The organism is Flavihumibacter solisilvae (genome assembly GCF_000814475.1).
Lineage (GTDB): Bacteria > Bacteroidota > Bacteroidia > Chitinophagales > Chitinophagaceae > Flavihumibacter > Flavihumibacter solisilvae.
In genome coordinates, this window is sequence record NZ_JSVC01000021.1 from 112,566 (window position 1) to 135,563 (window position 22,998).

Annotated in this window: 14 protein-coding genes; 10 read left to right on the forward strand and 4 right to left on the reverse strand. The window is 47.6% G+C overall.

Annotated features, from left to right (window positions below):
- Positions 1-191 precede the first annotated feature (191 nt).
- From OI18_RS18385 to OI18_RS18425, 9 genes are all read left to right on the forward strand, one after another.
- Positions 192-1,067 (forward strand): bifunctional 5,10-methylenetetrahydrofolate dehydrogenase/5,10-methenyltetrahydrofolate cyclohydrolase, encoded by an 876-nt coding sequence (locus OI18_RS18385; RefSeq protein ID WP_039142489.1) that lies wholly within the window; start codon positions 192-194, stop codon positions 1,065-1,067.
- A gap of 18 nt (positions 1,068-1,085) precedes the next feature.
- The gene (locus OI18_RS18390) at positions 1,086-1,718 is read left to right on the forward strand and encodes a 7-carboxy-7-deazaguanine synthase QueE (RefSeq protein WP_240312794.1); all 633 of its coding nucleotides are present in this window, start codon (positions 1,086-1,088) and stop codon (positions 1,716-1,718) included.
- A gap of 109 nt (positions 1,719-1,827) precedes the next feature.
- Positions 1,828-3,735: an OmpA family protein gene (locus tag OI18_RS18395; protein ID WP_039142491.1), complete on the forward strand. Its 1,908-nt coding sequence runs from the start codon at positions 1,828-1,830 to the stop codon at positions 3,733-3,735.
- Positions 3,736-3,792: 57 nt separating this feature from the next.
- On the forward strand, positions 3,793-4,899 hold the full coding sequence (gene dprA, locus OI18_RS18400; protein ID WP_039142668.1) for a DNA-processing protein DprA: 1,107 nt from the start codon (positions 3,793-3,795) through the stop codon (positions 4,897-4,899).
- A 56-nt stretch (positions 4,900-4,955) separates the two neighbouring features.
- Positions 4,956-6,458 carry an IMP dehydrogenase gene (guaB, locus tag OI18_RS18405; RefSeq protein ID WP_039142492.1) on the forward strand — a complete coding sequence of 501 codons (1,503 nt, stop codon included), beginning with the start codon at positions 4,956-4,958 and terminating at the stop codon, positions 6,456-6,458.
- Between the two features lie 117 nt (positions 6,459-6,575).
- Positions 6,576-8,189 (forward strand): apolipoprotein N-acyltransferase, encoded by a 1,614-nt coding sequence (gene lnt, locus OI18_RS18410; protein WP_039142493.1) that lies wholly within the window; start codon positions 6,576-6,578, stop codon positions 8,187-8,189.
- Positions 8,186-8,947 (forward strand): alpha/beta fold hydrolase, encoded by a 762-nt coding sequence (locus tag OI18_RS18415; RefSeq protein WP_039142495.1) that lies wholly within the window; start codon positions 8,186-8,188, stop codon positions 8,945-8,947. The genes lnt and OI18_RS18415 overlap by 4 nt, the downstream gene beginning before the upstream one ends.
- 166 nt (positions 8,948-9,113) lie before the next feature.
- On the forward strand, positions 9,114-11,639 hold the full coding sequence (locus OI18_RS18420) for a PKD domain-containing protein (RefSeq protein ID WP_160290259.1): 2,526 nt from the start codon (positions 9,114-9,116) through the stop codon (positions 11,637-11,639).
- Between the two features lie 33 nt (positions 11,640-11,672).
- Complete coding sequence (locus tag OI18_RS18425) at positions 11,673-12,425, forward strand: SDR family NAD(P)-dependent oxidoreductase (RefSeq protein WP_039142499.1); 753 nt, start codon at positions 11,673-11,675, stop codon at positions 12,423-12,425.
- A gap of 2 nt (positions 12,426-12,427) precedes the next feature.
- Here the strand turns inward: OI18_RS18425 and sov are convergent, their stop codons facing one another.
- Positions 12,428-19,597: a T9SS outer membrane translocon Sov/SprA gene (gene sov / locus OI18_RS18430; RefSeq protein ID WP_240312795.1), complete on the reverse strand. Its 7,170-nt coding sequence runs from the start codon at positions 19,595-19,597 to the stop codon at positions 12,428-12,430.
- 82 nt (positions 19,598-19,679) lie between these two features.
- Complete coding sequence (gene ruvA, locus OI18_RS18435) at positions 19,680-20,264, reverse strand: Holliday junction branch migration protein RuvA (protein WP_039142501.1); 585 nt, start codon at positions 20,262-20,264, stop codon at positions 19,680-19,682.
- Positions 20,265-20,371: 107 nt separating this feature from the next.
- On the opposite strand from ruvA, the gene OI18_RS18440 reads away from it, so the two are divergent.
- Positions 20,372-21,364: a beta-ketoacyl-ACP synthase III gene (locus OI18_RS18440; protein ID WP_039142503.1), complete on the forward strand. Its 993-nt coding sequence runs from the start codon at positions 20,372-20,374 to the stop codon at positions 21,362-21,364.
- Here OI18_RS18440 and OI18_RS18445 read toward each other — a convergent pair whose 3' ends face one another.
- Both OI18_RS18445 and OI18_RS18450 read right to left on the reverse strand, forming a co-directional pair.
- Positions 21,365-22,411 (reverse strand): nucleoid-associated protein, encoded by a 1,047-nt coding sequence (locus OI18_RS18445; RefSeq protein WP_039142505.1) that lies wholly within the window; start codon positions 22,409-22,411, stop codon positions 21,365-21,367.
- Positions 22,408-22,941 (reverse strand): hypothetical protein, encoded by a 534-nt coding sequence (locus tag OI18_RS18450; RefSeq protein WP_039142507.1) that lies wholly within the window; start codon positions 22,939-22,941, stop codon positions 22,408-22,410. The genes OI18_RS18445 and OI18_RS18450 overlap by 4 nt, the downstream gene beginning before the upstream one ends.
- Positions 22,942-22,998: the final 57 nt, after the last annotated feature.

The following is a 22,998-nucleotide window of genomic DNA, read 5'->3' on the forward strand; positions in this document are numbered from 1 at the left end:
TTCCATGGTATTTGAATTAGAAAAAAAATAGATGATTTACTTGTATATATTTTCGTCAAATACAAACCTGTAAAGGCTTTCAAGGCAACCGGAAAAGATATAAGTGCTTATACATTTAGGCTGAATTTAACGTCAGAAACTGTTAAAAATTTCCCTCTTTCCCGCAAAAAAGGAAGAATTACCTTTGCGCCATGCAAATTTTAGATGGTCAGCTGGTTTCCAAAGCCACAAAAGACGAATTGAGAATCAAAGTAGCACAACTTGTAACAGAGGGAAAAAAAGTCCCGCACCTCGCTGCCGTGCTGGTTGGGAATAATGGCGCCAGCGAAACATATGTGGGAGCCAAAGTAAAAGCCTGCCAGGAAATTGGCTTTAAGTCAACACTGATCCGTCTCGAAGATGACATTACAGAGAATAAACTTCTTTCGGTAATTGAATCACTGAATGAAGATCTCGATATTGACGGCATCCTGGTTCAGTTACCACTTCCCAAACATATTTCAGACGAGAAGGTGATCAACACCATTCTCCCTTCTAAGGACGTGGACGGATTCCACCCGGTAAACGTGGGGAAAATGGTGCAGGGACTCGACACTTTTGTACCTGCAACACCATACGGCATTATGCTGCTCCTTGAACACTATAAGATCAATACAAAAGGAATGAATGCTGTCGTAATCGGCCGAAGCAATATCGTTGGACGGCCTGTCAGCATCCTGCTCAGCCAGTCGTCGAACCCTGGCAATTGCACCGTAACCGTTACGCATTCCCATACAAAGAATTTAAAGGAACTTTGCCTTAACGCAGACCTCATCGTTGCGGCTATCGGCATCCCTGAATTTGTAAAAGCAGACATGGTAAAAGAGGGCGCTGTAGTAATCGACGTGGGTATCACAAGAGTTCCGGATGCCAGCAAAAAATCCGGCTTCGCCTTAAAGGGAGATGTTGCCTATGCTGACGTTGCCCCGAAATGCAGCTTTATCACACCGGTTCCCGGCGGAGTTGGCCCAATGACCATTGCAGCATTGATGAAAAACACTTTCAAAGCCTGCGAATTAAAAAACTGAACATAGGAGAAGATCATTGTGAAGATAGAAGTTGAACAGATTATCCCCGACACTACTACCCTGCCTGTCATGGAAGCTTTCTACACCCTCCAGGGTGAAGGCTACCACCAGGGTAAAGCAGCTTATTTTATTCGCCTCGGCGGGTGCGATGTCGGCTGCGTATGGTGCGACGTGAAGGACAGCTGGGATGCTGACCGCCACCCACAGTTATCTATAACCGAAATAATTACCGAAGCACAAAAATATCCCGGGCGCCTGGCCGTAGTAACAGGCGGCGAACCGCTGCTTCATAATCTAGACAACCTGACTGCAGCTTTGCATGCTGCAGGATTCGACACCAACATTGAAACATCCGGATCCAGCCCATTATCCGGTAAGTGGGACTGGATCTGTCTTTCCCCGAAAAAATTCAAATTTCCGCTGGACGAAGTAATCTTAGCGGCAGACGAACTCAAAGTTGTTATTTTCAACAAGTCGGATTTTGAATGGGCGGAAAAATATGCCAGCCAGGTAAAACCATCCTGCAAACTTTTCCTGCAGCCGGAATGGGACAAGAAAGACCAGATGCTACCACTCATTATCGATTATATCAAGGAAAATCCGCAGTGGGAACTCAGTATCCAGGCACATAAGTACATTCACGTGCCGTAAAGCAACATTGAAAATTAAAAAGTAAAAAATAACTCCACGGGTATTCACGTTCATACAGAAATTAACAACCGGGGTACGGTTTTTTAATTTTTACTTTTTACTTTCAAAAATGATCAGGCAGGCAATCATATTAATAGCAGTTACTATTTGTTCGCTTCAGGGCGTTGCACAGTACAACCAGGATAACGTAAACCCGAAAGCAGCGAAACTGTACCAGAAGGCACTTGAGCAGGCCGAAAACAACAATTTTCCCGAAGGCATCCGCATCCTTAAAGAAGCGGTAAAAATAGACGGGGGATTTGCAGACGCCTGGTTGTCTATAGCCGGGATGTACGGCGAAATGAAGGATTACGATAACGCCATTTTTCATTATGAAAAAGCCCGTACAATCGATTCGGTGTATTTCCGTGACTACAATCTCCCCTATTCTATCAACCTCGCTGGCAAAGGCAGGTTTGAAGATGCTCTGAAGGCCGTCAACAGTTTCATGACCATTAATGACCTGAATGAATCCAGTCAGCGCGCTTCTTCCTATAGACGACGTTGCTATAAGTTTGCAGTTGAACAGGCACAGCAACTCCAGGGATACCATTTTGCTCCACAGAACCTGGGGGACAGTGTCAATAGTTCTGTTTCTGAATACTATCCTGCCCTAACTATCGATAATAAGCAATTGATTTTCACCAGGCGGGTAAATAATTTCAATGAAGACTTTTATGAAACCTGGCATGATAAGGATAACTGGAACGAGGCAAAAGGATTGAAGGGAATGATCAATTCCAACATGAATGAAGGAGCGCAGTCAATTTCCCAGGATGGCCAGTGGTTGGTCTTCACCGGATGTAATTTCCCGGATGGTCACGGAAGCTGTGATCTCTATATTTCCTACCTCACTCCCGAAGGATGGAGTGAGCCACAAAACCTCGGCACTTCAATCAATACAGAATATTGGGAATCTGCACCCAGCCTGTCTCCGGATAAGCGTGACCTTTATTTCGCCAGCAGGAGACCGGACAGCTACGGTGGCAGCGATATTTATGTGAGTCACCTGCAGGCAAATGGCAAATGGAGTGAACCTGAGAACCTGGGCCCGGAAATAAATACCAGCGGCGATGAAAGCTGCCCGTTTATTCATGCCGATAACCAGAGCCTGTACTTTACATCGAATGGCCTGCAGGGTTATGGGGGTGATGACCTGTTTCTTGCGCGAAAAGGACCAAAAGGTACTTTCAGCCTCCCTCGCAACCTGGGCTACCCCATAAATACAATTGAAAACGAAGGTAGCCTTGTCATAACTGCCGATGGTTTAACCGCATACTATGCAAGTGACAGGGCAGACAGCAGGGGCGGACTGGACCTTTACACATTCCGGATGCGTCCTGATGTTCAGCCGATCAAAACCCTTTGGGTTAAAGGCAGGGTGATTGATGAAAAAACCCGGCAGGGATTGCCCAGCGCCGTTGAGCTAACAGACATCAGCAGCCGACAGCTGGTAAGCCGGGTGCAGACTGATGAAACAGGCAATTACCTGATCACACTTCCTGTTGGCCGGGACTATGCCTTCAATGTTAACAGGAAAGGATATCTCTTTTATTCTGAAAATTTCCCGCTCAGCAAAAAATCGCCCGACTCAACTTATCATATCGATATTCCATTGAAGCCAATCTCCGCCAATGCTACCATGGTGCTGAAGAACATCTTTTTTGAAACCAACAGTTCTACACTGGACAGCAGCTCGCAATTCGAAATTGACAAACTTGTTCAGCTACTTAAAGAGAACCCGACACTACAGATTCAGATCAACGGCCACACAGACAACGTTGGAAAAGCTGCAGATAACCTGAAACTGAGTAATGATCGGGCACGGGCAGTAGTCGATTTCCTTGTTGGCAAGGGCATTGACAGCAAACGCCTCCGTTTCCAGGGCTTTGGCGCCACCATGCCGGTTGCTGAAAATGATACGGATGAAGGAAAAGCAAGGAACAGGCGCACTGAACTGAAAGTGGTAGCCCAATAAACCGTTTTTTCACTCTGGTAATGGACGCATTCTGTATCTATCTTGTCGCATAAAAAGATGGATCATGAAAGAGTGTGTCAGATCGCCCTGTCAAACATAAAAAAGATCGGCCCGGTACATGCCAAATCACTTGTCGGGCATTTCGGTTCAGCCAGTGCAATATTTGCCGCATCTCAGTATGAACTGGAAAACCTTGAAGGTATTGGTTCTGTGCGGGCTGGCGCAATCGCCAGGTTCAATGGTTTCAGTGAGTGCGAAAAAACCCTGAAACAAGCAGAAAATCATGGCCTGGAACTCCTATTCCTGAGCGATCCGGAATATCCCCGGCTTTTACTGGAATGCAATGATCCTCCCACCCTGCTGTATTGTAAGGGAAAGGCAGATCTGAATGTTCCCAGGATGGTTGCAGTGGTCGGCACCCGTCGCTGTAGTGATTATGGAAGGCACCAGACGGAAAAACTTATCAGGGAACTTGCCGGTGAGCAGGTCACAATAGTTAGCGGTATGGCATATGGCATTGATGGTGTAGCACATAAAACAGCCCTGGAAGCCGGCCTGCCTACTATCGGCGTTATGGCACATGGGCTTCACACCGTCTATCCCCCGCAACATTATTCCCTGTCCAGGGAGATGATAAAGTACAATGGAGCCCTCATCTCTGAATTCCATCCGGGTATAGGTCCTGAAATGCATCATTTTCCCGTTAGGAACCGCATTGTCGCAGGTATCTGTAAAGCCGCCATTGTCGTTGAGACTCGCGTCGACGGTGGAAGCATGGGTACAGCTAAATTTGCCTTTGATTACCACCGCGACGTTTTTGCCTTTCCCGGCAAGGTAACCGATATTAAAAGCAGCGGCTGCAACCTACTTATCAATAAGCTTAAAGCCTCGCTGATCACCGGCGCGGACAGTTTTATTGAAGCGATGCGCTGGCAGGATGAGAGGCTACCCGAAAAGCAAAACGTACAGCTTCCGCTTTTTAGCGACATAGACCCCGAGGCAACAACCATTGTAAACCTGTTGGGTATACATGGTACCCTTCCCATAGATGAGCTTTATCTGCGAAGCGGACTCACCGCAACAAAAGTTGCATCCATCGTACTGCAGCTGGAACTTACAGGTATGTTAAAATGCTTACCTGGCAAGCGTTACAGGCTTCGTTGAACCCTGGCCGGAAAAATTCATTTGGGACTAATTTCCCGCCTGCCCTATCTTTGCACATGGCAATAAGAAAGAGTTCTACCCCTAAGATTGATCTGTCACACAAATTTTTTGGAGAAGGCCTGACCTTCGATGATGTACTCCTGGTCCCCGGTTATTCCGAGATTCTGCCCCGGGAGGTAAATATCCAGACAAGACTTACAAAAGAAATCCAGCTTAACATCCCGATGCTTTCAGCAGCCATGGATACGGTTACTGAGGCTAACCTCGCCATTGCACTTGCACGGGAAGGTGGCATAGGCATGTTGCACAAGAACATGACCATCGAAAAACAGGCGGAACAGGTGCGTAAGGTAAAAAGAAGTGAAAGCGGGATGATTATCGATCCTGTTACACTGCTGGAAGATGCATCAATCGGCGACGCTCTCCGCCTGATGAAGGAAAACAAGATCGGTGGTATTCCCATTATTGATAAGAAAAATAAACTGGTCGGGATCCTTACCAACCGTGACCTCCGGTTTGAAACTTCAAAAACGCGGAAGGTAAGCGAAGTAATGACCAGTGAAAGGCTGGTTACCGCACCCGATGGAACCGACCTTAAAAAGGCGGAAAAGATCCTGCAGCAGTATAAAATCGAAAAGCTCCCTGTCGTTAAAAAAGACGGCACCCTGATTGGTCTTATCACATACCGGGACATCCTGCAACTGCAAAGCTTCCCCAATGCCAATAAAGACAGTTTCGGCCGCCTTCTCGCAGGTGCCGCGATCGGAATTACGAAAGATATGCTCGACCGCGTAGCGGCATTGCAACACGTAGGCGTCGACGTTATTTGCCTTGATAGCGCACATGGCCACTCCAGGGGAGTCATGGATGCGCTTAAAAGGGTCAAAAAGAACTTTAAAAACCTCCAGGTAATTGCTGGAAACGTAGGCACTGCCGATGGCGCCAAAGCCCTTGCAGAAGCAGGAGCAGATTGCGTTAAGATCGGGATTGGTCCTGGTTCCATCTGTACTACCAGGATAGTAGCCGGTGCAGGCGTTCCGCAACTCACTGCCATCATGGAAGCATACAGCGCATTGAAACCTCTGGGTGTTCCCCTGATCGCAGACGGAGGTATACGTTATACCGGTGACATGGTGAAAGCACTCGCCGCAGGCGCGGATTGCGTGATGATGGGTTCAGTGTTTGCAGGTGTGGAGGAAAGTCCGGGCGAAACCATCATTTATGAAGGAAGGAAATTCAAGGAATACCGGGGCATGGGTTCTATCGGTGCTATGGCACAGGGCTCCAGCGATCGCTACTTCCAGGACGTGGAAGACGATATTAAAAAGCTTGTTCCTGAAGGAATCGAAGGTCGTGTTGCCTTTAAAGGATACCTGAAAGAAGTAGTTGCCCAGTTTGTAGGCGGATTAAGGGCCGGAATGGGATATTGTGGTTCAAAGGATCTCGAAACCCTCAAAGCCCAGGCGAAGTTTACAAAGATCACCAATGCAGGAATGAAAGAGAGCCACGCACACGACGTGGACATTACAAAAGAAGCTCCGAACTACTCCCGGAAGTAAGTACAGGCTCAACTTTACCATACCTGAATGGTTAAATGGTCAGATGGTCAAATGGCTCTATCTTTAGCCAGGGAACCATGTCCGTTTAACCATTTTTTATTTTAAAAATCCGTTTGTTTGAAAAAGCTACACCCTGCAATATTATCCCTGTCATCAGGATTGTTGCTGGCCGCAGCATGGCCGCCCCTGCCTGCCACATTCCTTATTTTCCTGGCTTTTATCCCACTGTTTTTTCTTCTTGAACGCAATCTCAGCAGGCTGAGCTTTCTCGGTTGGTGCTTCGTGGCAATGCTCGTCTGGAATTCCGCCACTACCTGGTGGATCTGGAACTCAACCGGTCCGGGTACCGTTGCTGCTATTCTTGCTAACAGCCTGTTCATGCTGCTTCCCTGGCTGGCTTTATACAACGTACATAAACGGTTGGGAAGCAACTATAGCTACTGGGCATTCATGGCATGCTGGATCACTTTTGAATATATTCACCTCAATTGGGAACTTAGCTGGCCCTGGCTTACACTGGGGAATGTTTTCGCTGCACAACCCGAGTGGGTACAATGGTACCAGTTTACAGGTACCAGCGGTGGATCCTTATGGATCCTGATCATCAATATTGTCCTGTTCAAACAACTCATCTCGGTTGGCAGTAACCGGAAACTGCTTATCAGGTCGCTGGTATGGTTTATGGCCGCGGCGATCGGAATCCCCCTGGCAATCTCGTTTATGGTGCGCACATTCAATATGCGGCTCGACTCACGGGAAACCGGTATCTCCGGCAAGAAGGTCGTGGTGGTACAGCCGAATATTGATCCGTATATGAAATTCAGCGAGGGTACCCAGCAGGAACAACTCGCCAGGCTTATCACGCTAAGTGAATCAGCCTGTGACAACAACACGGCACTGGTTGTATGGCCTGAAACTGCCATCAATATGCCCAACGGAATCCTGGAAGACAGCATCAGGAAAATTCGCGCACTCACACCAATCTGGGAGTTTCTCAAAAGAAATCCGCAGTTGAAACTGTATAGCGGAATCGAAAGTTACCGGCTTTACCGGGAGGCAGAAAAAACCGAATATTCCAGGAAGATCCAGGGAACGGAAACCTGGTACGACAGCTACAACACCGCAGCAATACTCGATTCGAATGGCATCGTTGCCAGTTACCATAAATCCAAACTTGTGCCGGGCGTGGAAGCCCTGCCTTCTTTCCTGAACTTTATGGGAGACTGGTTTGAACAGTTTGGTGGAACCACGGGCGGTTATGCGAGACAGAAAGAAAGGACAGTTCTCGCTGATGCATCAAGTGGATTTGCTATTGCGCCCGCCATATGTTACGAAAGCATCTACGGAGAATTCATGACCGGGTTCATGCGCAACGGGGCCAATGTGATCGGCATCATTACAAATGATGGGTGGTGGGGAAATACACCCGGACATAAACAACATCTGCAATATGCAAGGCTGCGCGCAATCGAAAGCCGACGATGGGTCCTGCGAAGTGCAAATACCGGAATAAGCGCTTTTATCGACCCTTATGGCAGGGTCCTGCAACCGCAGGGTTGGGATAAGGAATCCGTGATATCCCAGGTTATACCGGCACGTGAGGGAATGACTTTTTATTCCCGCTTCGGGGATTGGGTTTCGAGGGTAATGATCGCTCTTGCGATCGTGCTCATCGGCTATTCCACCTACCAGATGCTGGGGGAACGTAAGCGAAAAAACGCCGCGATATGATACACTATACTGCTACCGGTAACGGAGAACCGATTTTTCTCGTTCACGGGTTCGGCGAAGACAGCAGGATCTGGGAACAGCAGGTTAACCCACTTGCTGCGAAATACCGGGTATTCCTTCCCGATCTGCCGGGCGCAGGCAAATCAGCGGGGAAGCCGGGACTTTCAATCGAATCAATGGCAGATGACCTCGCTGAAATACTCGATCATGAAAAGATTGACAAGGTCGTGATGGCAGGGCATTCCATGGGAGGATATGTGACCCTTGCCTTTGCAGAAAAATACCCCTTAAAACTTAAGGCATTCAGCCTTATACATTCCACTGCATTCGCTGACAACGAACAGAAGAAAGACACACGTCGAAAAAGCATTGATATTATCCGCCAGTATGGAACGAAGCCATTTCTTGAATCGGCTATACCCAACATGTTTGCAGTAAAAAACAGGACGGCCATGGTTAAAATGATAGATAAAATCATAGCCGAAAACAAACACATACTACCGGGGTCACTCATTTCGTTTTATGAAGCAATGATGATCAGACCAGACCGGACAGGGATTCTCAAAAATGCATCCATACCAGTTCAATTTATCGTTGGAAAAGAAGATCAGGCAGTACCTTTTTCTGACTCCATGCAACAGATACATCTACCTGATTTGTCGTATATTCATATACTCGAAACATCCGGCCATATGGGAATGATCGAAGAACCCGATAAAACCAATACCTCTCTCTTAGAATTTTTACGAAAACTATGACAATGAAAGGAATACCCGGGTAAACTCCGTACGAATGAAATTTCTAACTACCTTATTTGTGCTGCTATTGATTGCCAGTAATAACTTACTGGCTAACCACATTCGGGGGGGAGAACTTTCATATAAATATTTAGGTCCGGGCAGAACGGCAAATACCTCACGGTATATGCTTACTTTAAAACTTTACATTGATTGTTTTCAAAACAACCAGGGACAGTTCGACCGCCAGGTTCCATTTACCATCTTCGATCGAAGTACTAATCGCCAGATCGGGCAACCTGAAATTGCTCCGTTCTCGGAAGAACGAAGGATCAGTTATGATCCGAATTCCAACCCGTGCATCACCAACCCACCTTCCGACATCTGCTACAACCTGAGGTTTTATTACAAGGAAATCGAACTGCCAAATACACCCCAGGGATATATAATTTCTTTCCAGCGATGCTGCCGCATTGCCGGGATCAGGAATATTTCCGGCAACAGCGATGATACAGGCGCCACTTATTTTTGCGAGATCCCTGGTACCGACATACTTCCTTCAAACGAGCATAACAGTAGTCCCGTCGTTTCCGGTAACGACGCGGTGGCAATTTGTGCAGGCACAAACTTCACTTTTGACTTTTCGGCCAGTGATGGTACTGAAAAAGATTCCCTCTCCTATGCATTGTGCAGCGCATATAATGGTGGTGGCCAGACCCAGGGAGAAAATTGCTACACCTGTCCGACCCCGAATCCGGCTGCACCACCTCCCTATATTACGCTTCCCTACCGGCCAAGTTTTCCGGGGTCTACTCCGTTAGGCATTAACGTGAGCATTGATCCAAAAACCGGAATTGTTAGGGGCACGGCACCGGTTGACGTAGGCCAGTATGTTGTTTCTGCCTGTATCAGTGAATTCCGGAATGGAAAACTCATCAATATTCACCGGAAAGATATTCACCTCACTATCTCTGACTGCCTTCCATTGAAGGCTGTCCTTGCGCCAGACTATAAATTCTGCGACGACTTCCTGGTGACCTTCCAGAATGGTCAAATGAATCCTGCCGGCTCTCTATATATCTGGAATTACGGGGACGGAACAAAACCTGATACGGCAAATACCGCTCTTGGTGGTGTTGAACACAGATATGCAGACACAGGCAGTTACACCGTAAAACTGAAAGTAATTCTTGCGGGTGGACAGTGTCTCGATTCCACAACCACAATAGCTAAAGTATACCCGGGTTTCTTTCCCGGCTTTATCGCTAACGGTTCATGCCTGCTCACTCCATTTTCATTCGTTGATACTACTTTCTCCAGGTATGGGAATGTGATCAGATGGAACTGGGATTTCGGAGACGAAACATCAACCACTGATGTTTCCGAATTACGCAACCCTGTTTATAAATACAATACGCTTGGGTTCAAAACAGTTACTCTAAATGTCGAAAGCCAGTTCGGTTGTACAGGCACGGCAACAGCGCAGATCGAAGTCCGCGATAAACCGAATCTTGTGCTTCCATTCAAAGACACACTAATTTGCAGTATAGATACGCTGCCGCTTATTGCCAATGCCCCGGGCACCCTCAATCCCACTTTCAGCTGGACACCCGGAACAAACATCCTCAATGCCAATACCGCTAACCCGCTTGTCTTCCCGAAAACAACAACTACCTACTCTGTCACACTGAATGACAATGGCTGTGTGGCAACTGATAATATACTGGTCAGGGTTGTAGATGAAGTAACCCTGTCCACCGCTCCTGACACAACAATCTGCCTCACTGACCCCGTTATGCTGCGAGCTTTCGGGGATGGACTCCGCTATGAATGGAGCCCGGCAGTTAGTATGAATGACCCGCAATCGCGAACGCCATTCGTTACTCCGACAACAACGACAGTCTATACGGTAACATCCAGAATTGGCAATTGCTTCAAAACTGATGAATTGATGGTAAGAACTGTTCCATATCCCGGTGCCAATGCCGGGCAGGACGTTTTCATCTGTTACGACGATACCACACAACTTAATGCAACCATCGCCGGATCCGCATTCACCTGGACGCCTGCCAATTCCCTAATTGATGCGCAATCCCTGAACCCGCTGGCATATCCGCGACGTTCAACTGCATACGTACTGACGGTTACAGATAATATTGGTTGTCCCAAACCTGGCAGGGACACCGTTTTTGTCGGCGTGCGTCCGCCAGTAAGGGCGTTTGCCGGGAACGACACTTCAATAGTGGTGGGTCAACCGCTCCAGTTAAATGCAAGGGGCGGCGATATTTATCAGTGGTCTCCATCCTTCGGTCTCAACGCTTCAAACATCAACAACCCGGTCGCAAACCTGTCACAGAACCAAACCTACCAGGTTAGGGTTTCTACCCCTGAAGATTGTTTTGCTTTCGACACCATTAATATAACAGTATTCAAAACCAACCCTGACATTTTTGTACCAAATGCGTTTACCCCGGGCCGAACCGCCAACGCCATTTTCCGCCCCATCCCGGTAGGTATTTCCCAGTTTGACTACTTCCGGATTTATAACAGGTATGGACAGATGGTATTCAGTACTTCGGAAGCCGGCCGTGGCTGGGATGGCAGAATCGGCGGTAAGGAGCAGGGAACGGGATCCTATGTATGGATGGTACAGGGAAGGGACTTTACAGGTAAGATGATCTTCAAAAAAGGAACCGTAGTTTTGATCCGCTAACCTGAACTTCAACATTCAAACTACAAGATCAAAATGCCCATCGTTGCTATTACCGGGGCAACTTCCGGATTTGGAAAAGCCTGTGCCGAGAAATTCGCCTCAAATAAATATGATATCATAATAACCGGCAGAAGAAATGAACGGTTACAGGATATCAGGGAGCAACTGGAAAAAGATTTCGGAATCAGATGCCTTGCCCTATGTTTTGATGTGCAGGAAAGAAATGCTGTAAAGGAAATATTTGCCGGACTTCCCGATGAATGGAAAGTTATTGATCTCCTCATTAATAACGCAGGACTCGCATTGGGAAGGGATTATTTCGACGAAGCCGATCTCGACGACTGGGATCAGATGATCGATACCAACCTGAAGGGCCTATTGTATGTCAGTCGTGCCGTATTGCCGTATTTCCCTGACAAAGGCGGGCATATCATCAACATCGGGTCTACTGCAGGAAAGGAAGTTTATGAAAAAGGGAATGTCTATTGCGCTACAAAACATGCGGTCGATGCAATTTCCAAAGCAATGAGGATAGACTTACTGAGACATGGAATAAAAGTTACCGCTATTCATCCCGGCGCCGCTGAAACAGAGTTTTCAATGGTACGATTCAAAGGTGATACCGGAAAAGCAGATGCAGTTTATTCAGGCTATAAAGCGTTGACAGCAGCGGATATTGCCGATGCTGCCTGGTATTGTGCGACCCTTCCCCCGCATGTTTGCATAAACGACCTTGTTATTACCTGTACCGCACAGGCAAACTCTTTTTATACTGATAAACAATAGCCTTATTGTGCGAGTGATACCCGCACCTGCAACCCAGCACGTGTAGTGGTAATAGGTGCGGACGTCGAGACCTTCGGCTCTGTTCGTCGCTGATCGAAGAACAACCTTAGGTTTATGCGATTATTCAGTACGTAGTCGACAGAAGGTGAAATGGTAATCACACGCTGGCCCGCAGTCGGCAATGCTGCTTCCTGGTCAAGCCTGCTGTTAGCTGTTGCATCATCCCGAAGACTCAGGTCCAGCCTCAGGTTAAGGTCGTTTGACAATTCTTTTGCAGACTTCTTCATACCCGGAAGTTTGATCTTAAACGGCAGGTTGAGTCCACGCTTTCTCCATCCCACTCCTATTGTAAACTCTTCTGATCTCGCTTCGCTCAGCTGGAAGTCTATCAGGCTCAGGCTTAACTGGCGGCTTTTCTTGTACTCAAATCTTGCGGTAAGCTGGTTAGTGAACTGCATGTCTATATCCAGGAACGGTGCGAATGCCTCTGCAATGGTGATGTTCGGAACCAGGAAATAAGGATAAAAATTTCCTGTTGCAGTATCAATGAATCCAGGATCATTGTAGCCGAGCGGATCACTGAACATCAGGTTATTATTGAAACTGTTCATACTGAGATTGCTCGTGTATGCATGAGTAAGGGTAAAATTGGTAAAGGTCTTTTCCATTCCCGGGATCCTGGTAAGTCCGGTATACGTTACACGCCAGTTGGGTTTTGGTATTATTCCTGAAAACGGGTTTGAACGGATATTTCCATTCTCCTGTTTAATAAGCGGAACACTGTTGGGATCCTTGTTTGTGTAAGCCGCAATGAATGAAGGTATCAGTACATCCTGGGCATACCTGCCATAGCCGGTGTAATAGCCATCAGGAAGGAACTTCTCCGAGGGATCAAGACTTTGCCAGTATTTGTTGTTTTCTGCGTTTCTCCGGCTGAGTATTATCCTGTTTTGTTCAAATCGCCTGAACGTTTCCGTTACTTCATTTGGCTCGAACTTGCCAAACAGCGTCTGGAACGAAACATACGTTACATTAAAGGATCCTGCAACATATGGACTTAATCGCGCAAAATTCCCCGTGCCGATGGTGTCCTTGTACAGTTCGGAGTAGCTCTTACCAAAGGTCTTGTCAAAGTTCACATCGATCACAAGATCCCGGACCGGCAGGAGCTGCGCAGTAATGCTTATCCGCTGATTGAAATCCTGCCTGTTAAGGTTATTGAGCAGCGGGCTATTTGTGATAAGGCCCCGTTTTGCAAAATCATTGATATATAACGTATCCGGTTGTTTCCCGAATACAAAGCCCCATCCAGGTGCATTTGATTTGGGGTTCATTCCCAGGAATTTCGTGCTGTCGGTATAGCCGGCCAGCGATGTTGTACCCACTTCAGAATATTGAATACTTACACGCTTAACCGAAGTAATGATCCGACCTATAACCTTCACAAATGTATTGAGCTCAGGCAATTGGTTAGGATCGCGTTTAGCCCTGCCTTTCTTTCCTGAACCAGTTGTATCTGTCCCTCTCATGGTACTGTCTGCTCCCTGTTGTGCCGGCGCCTGGTCCCAATCCATTGCCCTTAGGAATCTCCATTTATTATACAGGCGGGTCATGTCAAATTCACCGGTAACATTTTTTTCCTGCGCGTTTCCGATAAAGTTGCCGAGACTTTTCGCAAATGGATCCTGTGAGGCCGTAAGCCAGTTGTATCGGGCAACATATCCAAGCCTTACCGTCGTCCAATCTAAGGCTGGTAGTTTGGCGGTAGGTAGCGAGTAAGTAACGTTTAACGTTTGGTCATAAGTTGTATTCCTTCCACCACGCCAGAACAACTGCCACATTTCCCTGCGTTCTGTTTTATCCAGCCTGCCCGAATCCTCATCAACCCGCGCACGATTGACCGCAGTAAAATCGATGTTCAGCGACCGGGTCAGGTCCCACCGGAGATTGTAGTACCTGTCGAAGGTGAAATATTTGTCGAAGGTTTCCGGGATGATGCCCTTGGGTCCACCGACATTTCGGGGACGGACAGCACCGAACTGGCGATTAACATCTGCCCTGAAACCAAGTAATGATGGCGCATAGTTCAGGTTAAAATCCTTTACCAGGTCGAACCATTTCGACGAATTCCGCATCATTTTCTTAAATGGTTCCCAATACCTGGGAGTAGCAGTAAAATTGTAACCCAGGCCGGCCCGATGGCGCACCATTTCTTCCGCTTCGATCAATGGACTGTAATGTTCCGTCTTGGTATAAGAATAGCTTACATCAAAGTTTTCAATGCTGTAAAGCTTTTGCTTTTTGCCTGTGGTATTGATCTTTCTTACGTTGGTGAAATTGACGGTCTTCATGGTGGTTACGTCAATGGCATCCTTGCGAATGGAATCCCGGGCGGATCCGTTAACCGCCTTCAATTTATCTTCCAGCTTTACATCCAGGTCATAAGGATCGTATTCAGGCGTAAGGACAGTCTGTGAATAACCTGCGTATACCGGGATTGACACGCCCGCCTTTGCTGGCAGCAGCTTACCCAGCTCAAGGCTTGTTGCAGCATCAAATTGTGTAAAGGTTTCACGACTGCGTTCATTTACGCGCTGGTCGAGGTTGCCGAAACCGATGCTTCTTGCCGCTCCGGAAAGGGACAATGTTCCCAGGTCAGCGAGTTTGATATCAACTCTTCCCGTTGCTGCCCAGCCACCGTCTTCGTCGATCGATGAAAGCCGCAGCTCATTGAACCATACTTCAGTACACAATGCGCTGGTACCGTTGTTTACGATTCCGAGGAACATGCCTCTTACTTCACCCAGGTTGGGGTTACCGATAATCGCATATGATTTGCCATCATCATCTGTTTCCTTAAAATACAGGTTCGGCTGACTGGCATTGTTACGCCTGATCTTCAGGTCGATCAGTCGTTGCATCGAAAGGTCGAGCTCATTTTCAAGCGGCCAGACCAGGTTACTCTGGTCAGCTGCGTATTGTCCGAATGGCGTTACTTTCAGCGGGATCCTGATTTCGTAATAATTGCCCACAAAATCATTTCCGATACGGATAACTGCTGACAGGTCATTGTCGCGTACAGGCGCGCTTCCCTGCACACTTTCCGTGTGCACGAACATCTTCAGCTTTCCATATTGGCGCAGGTCGAGGTTGAGTGTCTTGAATACACCCCTCCCCTCGTTGCCGTTCAATCCGCAGATCTGCATGCTCATCGATTGTTCATTCTGCAGAATGTTCACATTGTTATTGCTCAGTTGCTGCACCCGTTCAATACCGGGAGGAATGAGATAGTTGACAGGCATCCTGTTGCTGTTCTCCTCAACGTTCACTGCCAGCACATTAATTGATGTACCGGTGTTCGCAGGCAATGGCTTGTACGTTCCTGTAGTGTCTACCTCAAATGAGAACCGCCTCCATTGGTTACGGACCAGCTCAAACTTCGCAAACCTGGCAATAACTGAGTCTTCAAACCCGGTCATGAACATCCTGATGAAACGAATTGATTTGAAATCCGGGATATTACCAACTTTCTGCTCATACTCGGCAACAGGTATCCGGAAAAGATACCACTTCTGGTTTACGCCATCGGAAGTAAACTCCCTTTTATCCGTGATGTAGTTCTGACCAACTACGAGATTCTGCGGTGTGAGGTCCACCTTGTACTGGAAATATTCTTCCAGTTCATTAAGGGTGTTGTCACGGTTGAGATCTTCCTGGTCAGGGTACAGGGTAAATGCTGTCGTGAGTGTTGAATTACTTTCAGCAATCGGCGAGTTTCCATGCGGGTTATTGATCGCTTTATAACGTGCCAGGATATCCGCCTTTTCATTATCGTAAGAGCCATCGCGGTAATTTTTGAAATTATCCGCAGACGGATCACTTAATGCCGACTGGTATGCTGCTGATCCGGTTCCAAAGGTGGCCGCCAGCTGACCAAGATAAGAATTGAATTTCCTGCGTTCCGCATCGTCATCCAGTCCATCAAAACCTACATCCTGGAAAGGCCTGTCGGCCGGGTCGTTACTGAATGCAGTGGTAACCTGGATGGGGTTGCTGGGAACCCTTCCCCAATCAGTAGTTGAGTCAACACCAGCCTGGATATTTGGCGTCGGAAGGCCATTCTCAAAAAACCTTCTTCCATCACTTAATACATCTTCTGAAATATTACCCAGGTTAAAGTACAGTTGTCCCCCGGTACTGTTTGGCTGTACCAGGAAAGGGTCCTGCATCCAGAATTCAATGAACTCCACATTCCCGGTCTCAAAATCGACCTGGTCAAGGCCCCTCATGATACCACCCCACCGTGTTGACGGGTTCAGGAGTCTGCCGTTTGAAGAAACGCTTCCTGCCCGGGTATCAAAGTTATAAGGCCCCCGCTCTGTTGGGTAATAGGCAAGGTCAAAGGTAATCAGCTGTGCCAGGCCATAATCCGGTGTTTTTGCCGGAAAAAGCTGCTGCTGGAGGATTGCCTTGATCCGCGGGTCATTATAATCCTGGTAACCGGCTACCGGGTTGTTAGGTGCTTTCCGGTCCTGAAGATTTGGTTCAATATTATACCAGCTGAATTTTGCGCGATTGAAACCATAGGCCAGCGAATCTTTAAGCGATCCTTCCGGGAATAGCCCATTCCCTTGCGGAGTTGAGGCCAGCGACCAGTTAATTATTGGAAAGCGGAGGTCAATACTGTTCCTTGTTCCTTCAAAGTCATCGATATAAATCAATCCCTCATTCCCTTTACCAATCTGGGGCGGGTGGCCTGGTTTCAGCAAAGCTCCTTCCCCGTAAGCCGTGATGGTACTCATTTCATTGGTCGTATAAAACGGTAGTTTATCGAGCCAGCGGGTGAGCCTCGGAAATTCTGAAGTATAAGTGAAGTCGAGGCCGTACATCGTATTCCGGATCGGGTCCTCGTTGTAATTCATTTTTGTGAAGTAGGGTCTTTCGCCCAGCCTTACAATTTGACCGCCGATTGTCAGCGATTCCTTTTCCGTACTTTTCGCCATATAATCCCACCTGAGCCCAAGGTAATTCCGCTGCTGGATTCCAAAAGTCGCGTTGTTTTCGTACTGCACATTCACCGGGATACCGGCATTCAGGATAGCCTGGTTGAGGATACGCACCGAACCCAGGTTATAGTCAACCACGTAATCGATCCCTTCAACAAGCGTTCTGCCACCGGATGAAACCGATACGGATCCTGGCGGAACGTTAAAGGCCCCGAGCGAAATGTCTGAAGCAGCCTGCCCCTTTGCGGAACCACTAAGAATAAACCGGTCAAGGTTTGCGTATGTCTTTGCGATTTCCTTAATCGTATCATATAACGGACGGAAAATATATTTATCCTTTACATCCTGCGAAACACCGGCAAACGCTACGCTGTCCAGGTCATTTCCGAATGGTTCAAGCAGGGGAAAGATTACCCGGGCCTGGTCGGAAATGATCGTAAATCCTTCTATATAGTCGAATACCCCGTCGGGCAGTGGGTCCCTGTTATTGTTAAGGCGATCGAGGTTCAAAACGGAAATGAGTGGCAGTCCGCTTTTTGGGCCTTCCGGCAGGTAACGTTTTGTACCCAGGCTCGGTTCTTCGTACAGCACATTCAGCTTGAAATCGGCCGGTTGTACACTCGAAATATATCCCCCGTCACGGGTGCGGAGCGCATACACGTTCTTCATCATCAGGTCCCAGATCGGGAGCACAGTACGCTGGGATGTGGCTTTCAGCATTTTCAGGAACAACACTTTGGGGTTACCAGCGATGATGGCAGTGGTATCCGGAGGTACATCCTGGGAAAACTCACCAACCTGTAAAACACGACCGTTATATGAATATTGGTATGCCACCCCCAGTACTTCGTCCGATTGCAGGGGCTGGTTCAGTGAAATAAATCCGACCTGCGGATTGAAGTAATAGTCAGCAGGACCAAGTTTACGGGCAAAAGTTTTTTCAAAATCCTGCACGGGCCGCAGACCCAGGCTTGCCAGTTTCGTGGTAACCTGCGCAGAACGCCGGCTGCTCGGGTCACTTGTCAGGTCACGGTACAGGTTGTTTACTGTATTGCTGGGCAAACTGTCCGGCCCGGGTATCGAGTTGTAGTTATAAGGGTTCTTTTCTCCAAGGTCAGCAAGGGCCACTACATCTCTCGTCTCGGTTGTTGCTCCAGTGCGGTTGGTCACCCACACTTCAATCCGCAGGATGTTTACCAGTGAATTTACCGCAGGCAGACTTCCCATCGCTTTATTATAATTCTGGCGGAAAAATTGCGCCATCAGGAAGTGCCGGTTCTCTTCATAATCATTGGCCCTGAATTCAAACTGCGTGGACGCCGCACCACCGATGAGTCCCAGCGACTGACGCTGTGCACGCTGGTTGGCAAGCACACCGGTTACAAATAACTTTCCAAACTGAAGCTGGGTCTTGATTCCGAACAGTGATTGTGCTCCTGGCATCAGCGATCCCTTTGTGGAAAAGGACACATTACCCGCCTCGATCCGTTTGATGATCTCATCGGAATTCCCGGTGTAATCCAGCTTCAACTGGTTCTCAAAATCGAAATTTGCCTGTGTATTGTAAGAGATAGGAAGTTTCAGCTTGCTGCCCACATTACCCAGCACACTCAGATTGGCATTCATATCGAAATCGAATCCGCCATTCTTCCTTGCACGTTCTGGCAAGGTGGGGTTTTTAATGTTCTGGCCCTGGTACCCTGCAGTGATGTCAACATTGCCCTGCGGCCGGATATCTACTTTCCCGGTGCCGAATATGCGATTAAAAAAAGACTCCGAAACGGTCAGCTTCGGTTTAATGCGCTTCTGGTTCAGGTCACTCAGCACATCTGCCCTCGTCCTGAAATACTCGTCTTCCTGCTGCTTCGCCCTGTATCGCAGGTACTCCTCAAAAGTCATATAAGTCGGAGTGCGGTAGTAACGGGTTCCGATCTTCTCGATGATATAATACTGCCTCGTTTCCGGGTCGTATTCTACTGTTTTGTTGATATTGGCCGGATCGCGGAGATCAAATGGATTTCGGCGGGGAGCGTTAGACTGGTCAGACCGCCTGTCACGGATGGGGAATTTGAGTGTATCGCCGGTTACTTTGACTGTCGTATCCTGCTGCCATGCATGCGCATAGGATACCTGCATAGAGGTTCCCATAGCCAGAATAAACAGCACGGCCAACCGGTAACGGTTTAAAAATTGAATGCCCACAGTCTTTTTTCCCAGGTAATTAGTTAGGTAGAAATCGGCTATAGGCTTACAGGTTTTTTAATGCTGATTTGATGATGTCTTCAACGCGTTCAGACGCCGGGTGGCTGACAATTGCCTTTTTGAGGGCCTGTTCGGCTGCCGGACGGGCGATACCCAATGCCAGCAGTGCATTTAACGCATCCTGTTCTGTGGTATTGCCCAATGGCATTGAATTATTTGCCTCCAAAGCCTGCTTGCCCAGCTTATCCCGTAATTCAAGGACAATTCGCTCAGCCGTCTTTTTCCCTATTCCCTTCACTGCCTCAAGCTGCCTCGTATTACCCTGTATAATCGCACGTGACACCTCTTCCGGCTTCATTGAAGACAACATCATCCGCGCCGTTGCAGCGCCGACACCGTTTACACCCAGCAATTGCAGGAAAATCTCCTTTTCCGACTTCTCGGCAAATCCATAAAGGATATGGGCATCCTCCCTCACCTGCAGCCAGGTATAGAGCTGGCCCTGTGTCTTGCCCTGTATTGCCGCGTATGTATTTAATGAAATAAAAACTTCATATCCTACTCCCTGTACATCAATATATACGTAGGTTGGCGTAACCAGATTAAAATTTCCTTTCAGATAAGCGATCATAAGGCTGCAAAATAATCTATTCGGCTATTGCATCCAACTGGGGTATGCATGATATACTGGTTACCATCAATTTGCCTTAATTTTGACGCGCTTTTACAATTTAACGCATGACCAATAAAATCACTGCCGCCATAACTGCTGTTGGCGGATATGTTCCCGAAGACAAACTGACCAATTTTGACCTGGAGAAGATGGTAGATACTAACGACGAATGGATTCGCACCCGTACCGGTATTTCCGAACGACGAATTCTGAAGGGAGAAGGTAAAGCTACATCCGACATGGTTGTTCCCGCAGTCCTGGAGATCTGCAAAAAGCGTGGTATCGAGCCTTCAGAAATTGATTGTATGATCGTTGCCACCGTAACTCCTGATATGGTGTTCCCCGCAACTGCCAACGTGGTTTGCGATAAGATCGGAGCCAATAACGCATGGGGCTACGATATGAGTGCCGCCTGTTCAGGCTTCCTTTTCGCACTCACTACCGGAGCTTCCTATATCGAAAGCGGGCGCTTCAAAAAAGTAGTAGTTGTCGGTGCGGATAAAATGAGCGCGATTGTTGACTATACCGACCGAAATACCTGCGTGATTTTTGGCGATGGTGCAGGGGCCGTGCTCCTTGAACCATCTGAGGACGGACTTGGTGTTATGGACAGCATCCTGAAGAGCGATGGCAGCGGACGACATTTTCTGAATATGAAAGCAGGCGGGTCTGCCAAGCCTTCATCCATTGAAACGGTGACAAACCGTGAGCATTTTGCTTTCCAGGAAGGTAAGACCGTATTCAAGTTTGCAGTCAAAGGCATGGCTGACGTCAGTGCAGAACTGATGGAACGCAACCAGCTTAACGGCGCAGATATCGCCTGGCTGGTTCCCCACCAGGCCAACCTCAGGATTATTGATGCCACGGCTGAGCGTATGGGACTTCCAAAAGAGAAGGTAATGATCAACATCCAGCGATTTGGCAATACCACTGCAGCTACGATCCCACTCTGCCTGTGGGAATGGGAAAAGCAACTGAATAAAGGAGACAATATAGTCCTGGCTGCATTTGGCGGCGGATTTACCTGGGGTGCAACCCTGGTAAAGTGGGCTTATTGATCAGCTCTCCTCTTCATAATAGAGCTTGTAGTACTTCTGCCCGGTTTCTTCGTCATAACCTCTTTCAATGAGGTCACGTCGGCCGTGAATATAAATGTGGAAGTTCTTGTCGAGTTTTAAAACCGTCTTGAAAACCTTGGCCTGCTTTTTTACAGCAGTCAGGTTGATATCAAAGTCTTCATCAATGGCGAAGTTCCTGTTCGCTTCAAAGTTTCTTTTATAGTCCATGAATGTATCCACCACCTCCGGGTGGTGGATCACTTCTTCAGCAAACTCCTGCAGGTTGAACTGCTCGCGGCTTTTAAAATATTCCATCGACCTGCCCATCATCTCGAGCTGGTCGGTACGCGAAATATCAAACTTCTCCGCATACTCTTTCTCAATGAACAGTTTGCAAAGTCCCAGGGTCTGGTTGGTATGGTGATAACTGTTTGTAAATGGCTGAACCTGCAGGAAATCCGTTACCCAGTACTGCGTATCCTGTTGCTTATTCGTATTGTCAACAACGCATACCTTAAATCCTTCATTCTGATCCGTTCTGAATACAAGGCAGCCTTTGTCAAGCTTGTTTATATTAATGCCATCTTCTGCCGCAATTTCCCAGCCCTGGCCATGCGAAAACACTTTCAGGAAGGTTTCCTTGGTCTCCGACTTAAAAATGCCCAGCGCCTTCTTCTCTTCTCCTTCAAACAGCACTTTGTCAAACAATACGACATAGAGCTCTCCTTCCTTTACTCTTGCATGTGTTGATTTGTTATATAACAACTGGGCAAGAAATACTGACTCCCGCTGGAAGCAGGACGGGTCTTCAAATATATTTTTGGCATAACTGTAAACCTCGTTCATATCGAGGTCACTGATATGTGTAAAGTGATACAACTCATGTTCATTGAATGGCGCCAGGAAATAACGGGTCAACAGTCCCCTTACGATCTCATCATTAAGGGTAAGTGTATTGGCAGATAATTTCAGTTCTTCACCGCGGGTGGGGTTTCCAACTTTATGTACGATTGCCTTTTCGAGGGTAACAGCTTCTATTCCGGTCATGGCACGAAGATAACTGCTTTGCCTTTTTTTTCCAGCAAAGGCCTGTTGGTAAGCAGCTCGCGGTACCTGTCTTTAAACTGGCTGATCACTTCATATGAGGGAAGTTGTTCATTCCTGCCGGAGCGCTCGCCCATAGTTACGTATTGGCGCATGGAGAGACCATCAAAAAATCCGACCGCACCTTTAAGTATCCTGTCTTCATCCTGTTCAGGATAGAGAATCTCATATTGTTCCATGCAAACCAGCTGGTCGCGGTTTACATAATACACTTCCTGGAATTCCAGGGAGTCAAGGAAATAATGCACCTCGAAAATGATCACGCGACCGTTATGAACAGTGTAATGCCATGTTTCCCTGATCGGGCGGTCTTCAGAAGTGAATTTGTTGATGTGAAATGTCTGTTGCGAAACCATTGAAAGACTGTCAGCCAGTTCCACCAGCCGGTCAATCCGGGTACGCCAGTCGCTACGTTGTGCAGAGAGACAGTTGCACACGGAAACCAGCACCAGCAATAGGAAAGACCTTAGCATAGTCCGGGTAAGTTACATAGAAAAGAAATACGCCGGCATCTGGCTACCGGCGTATTT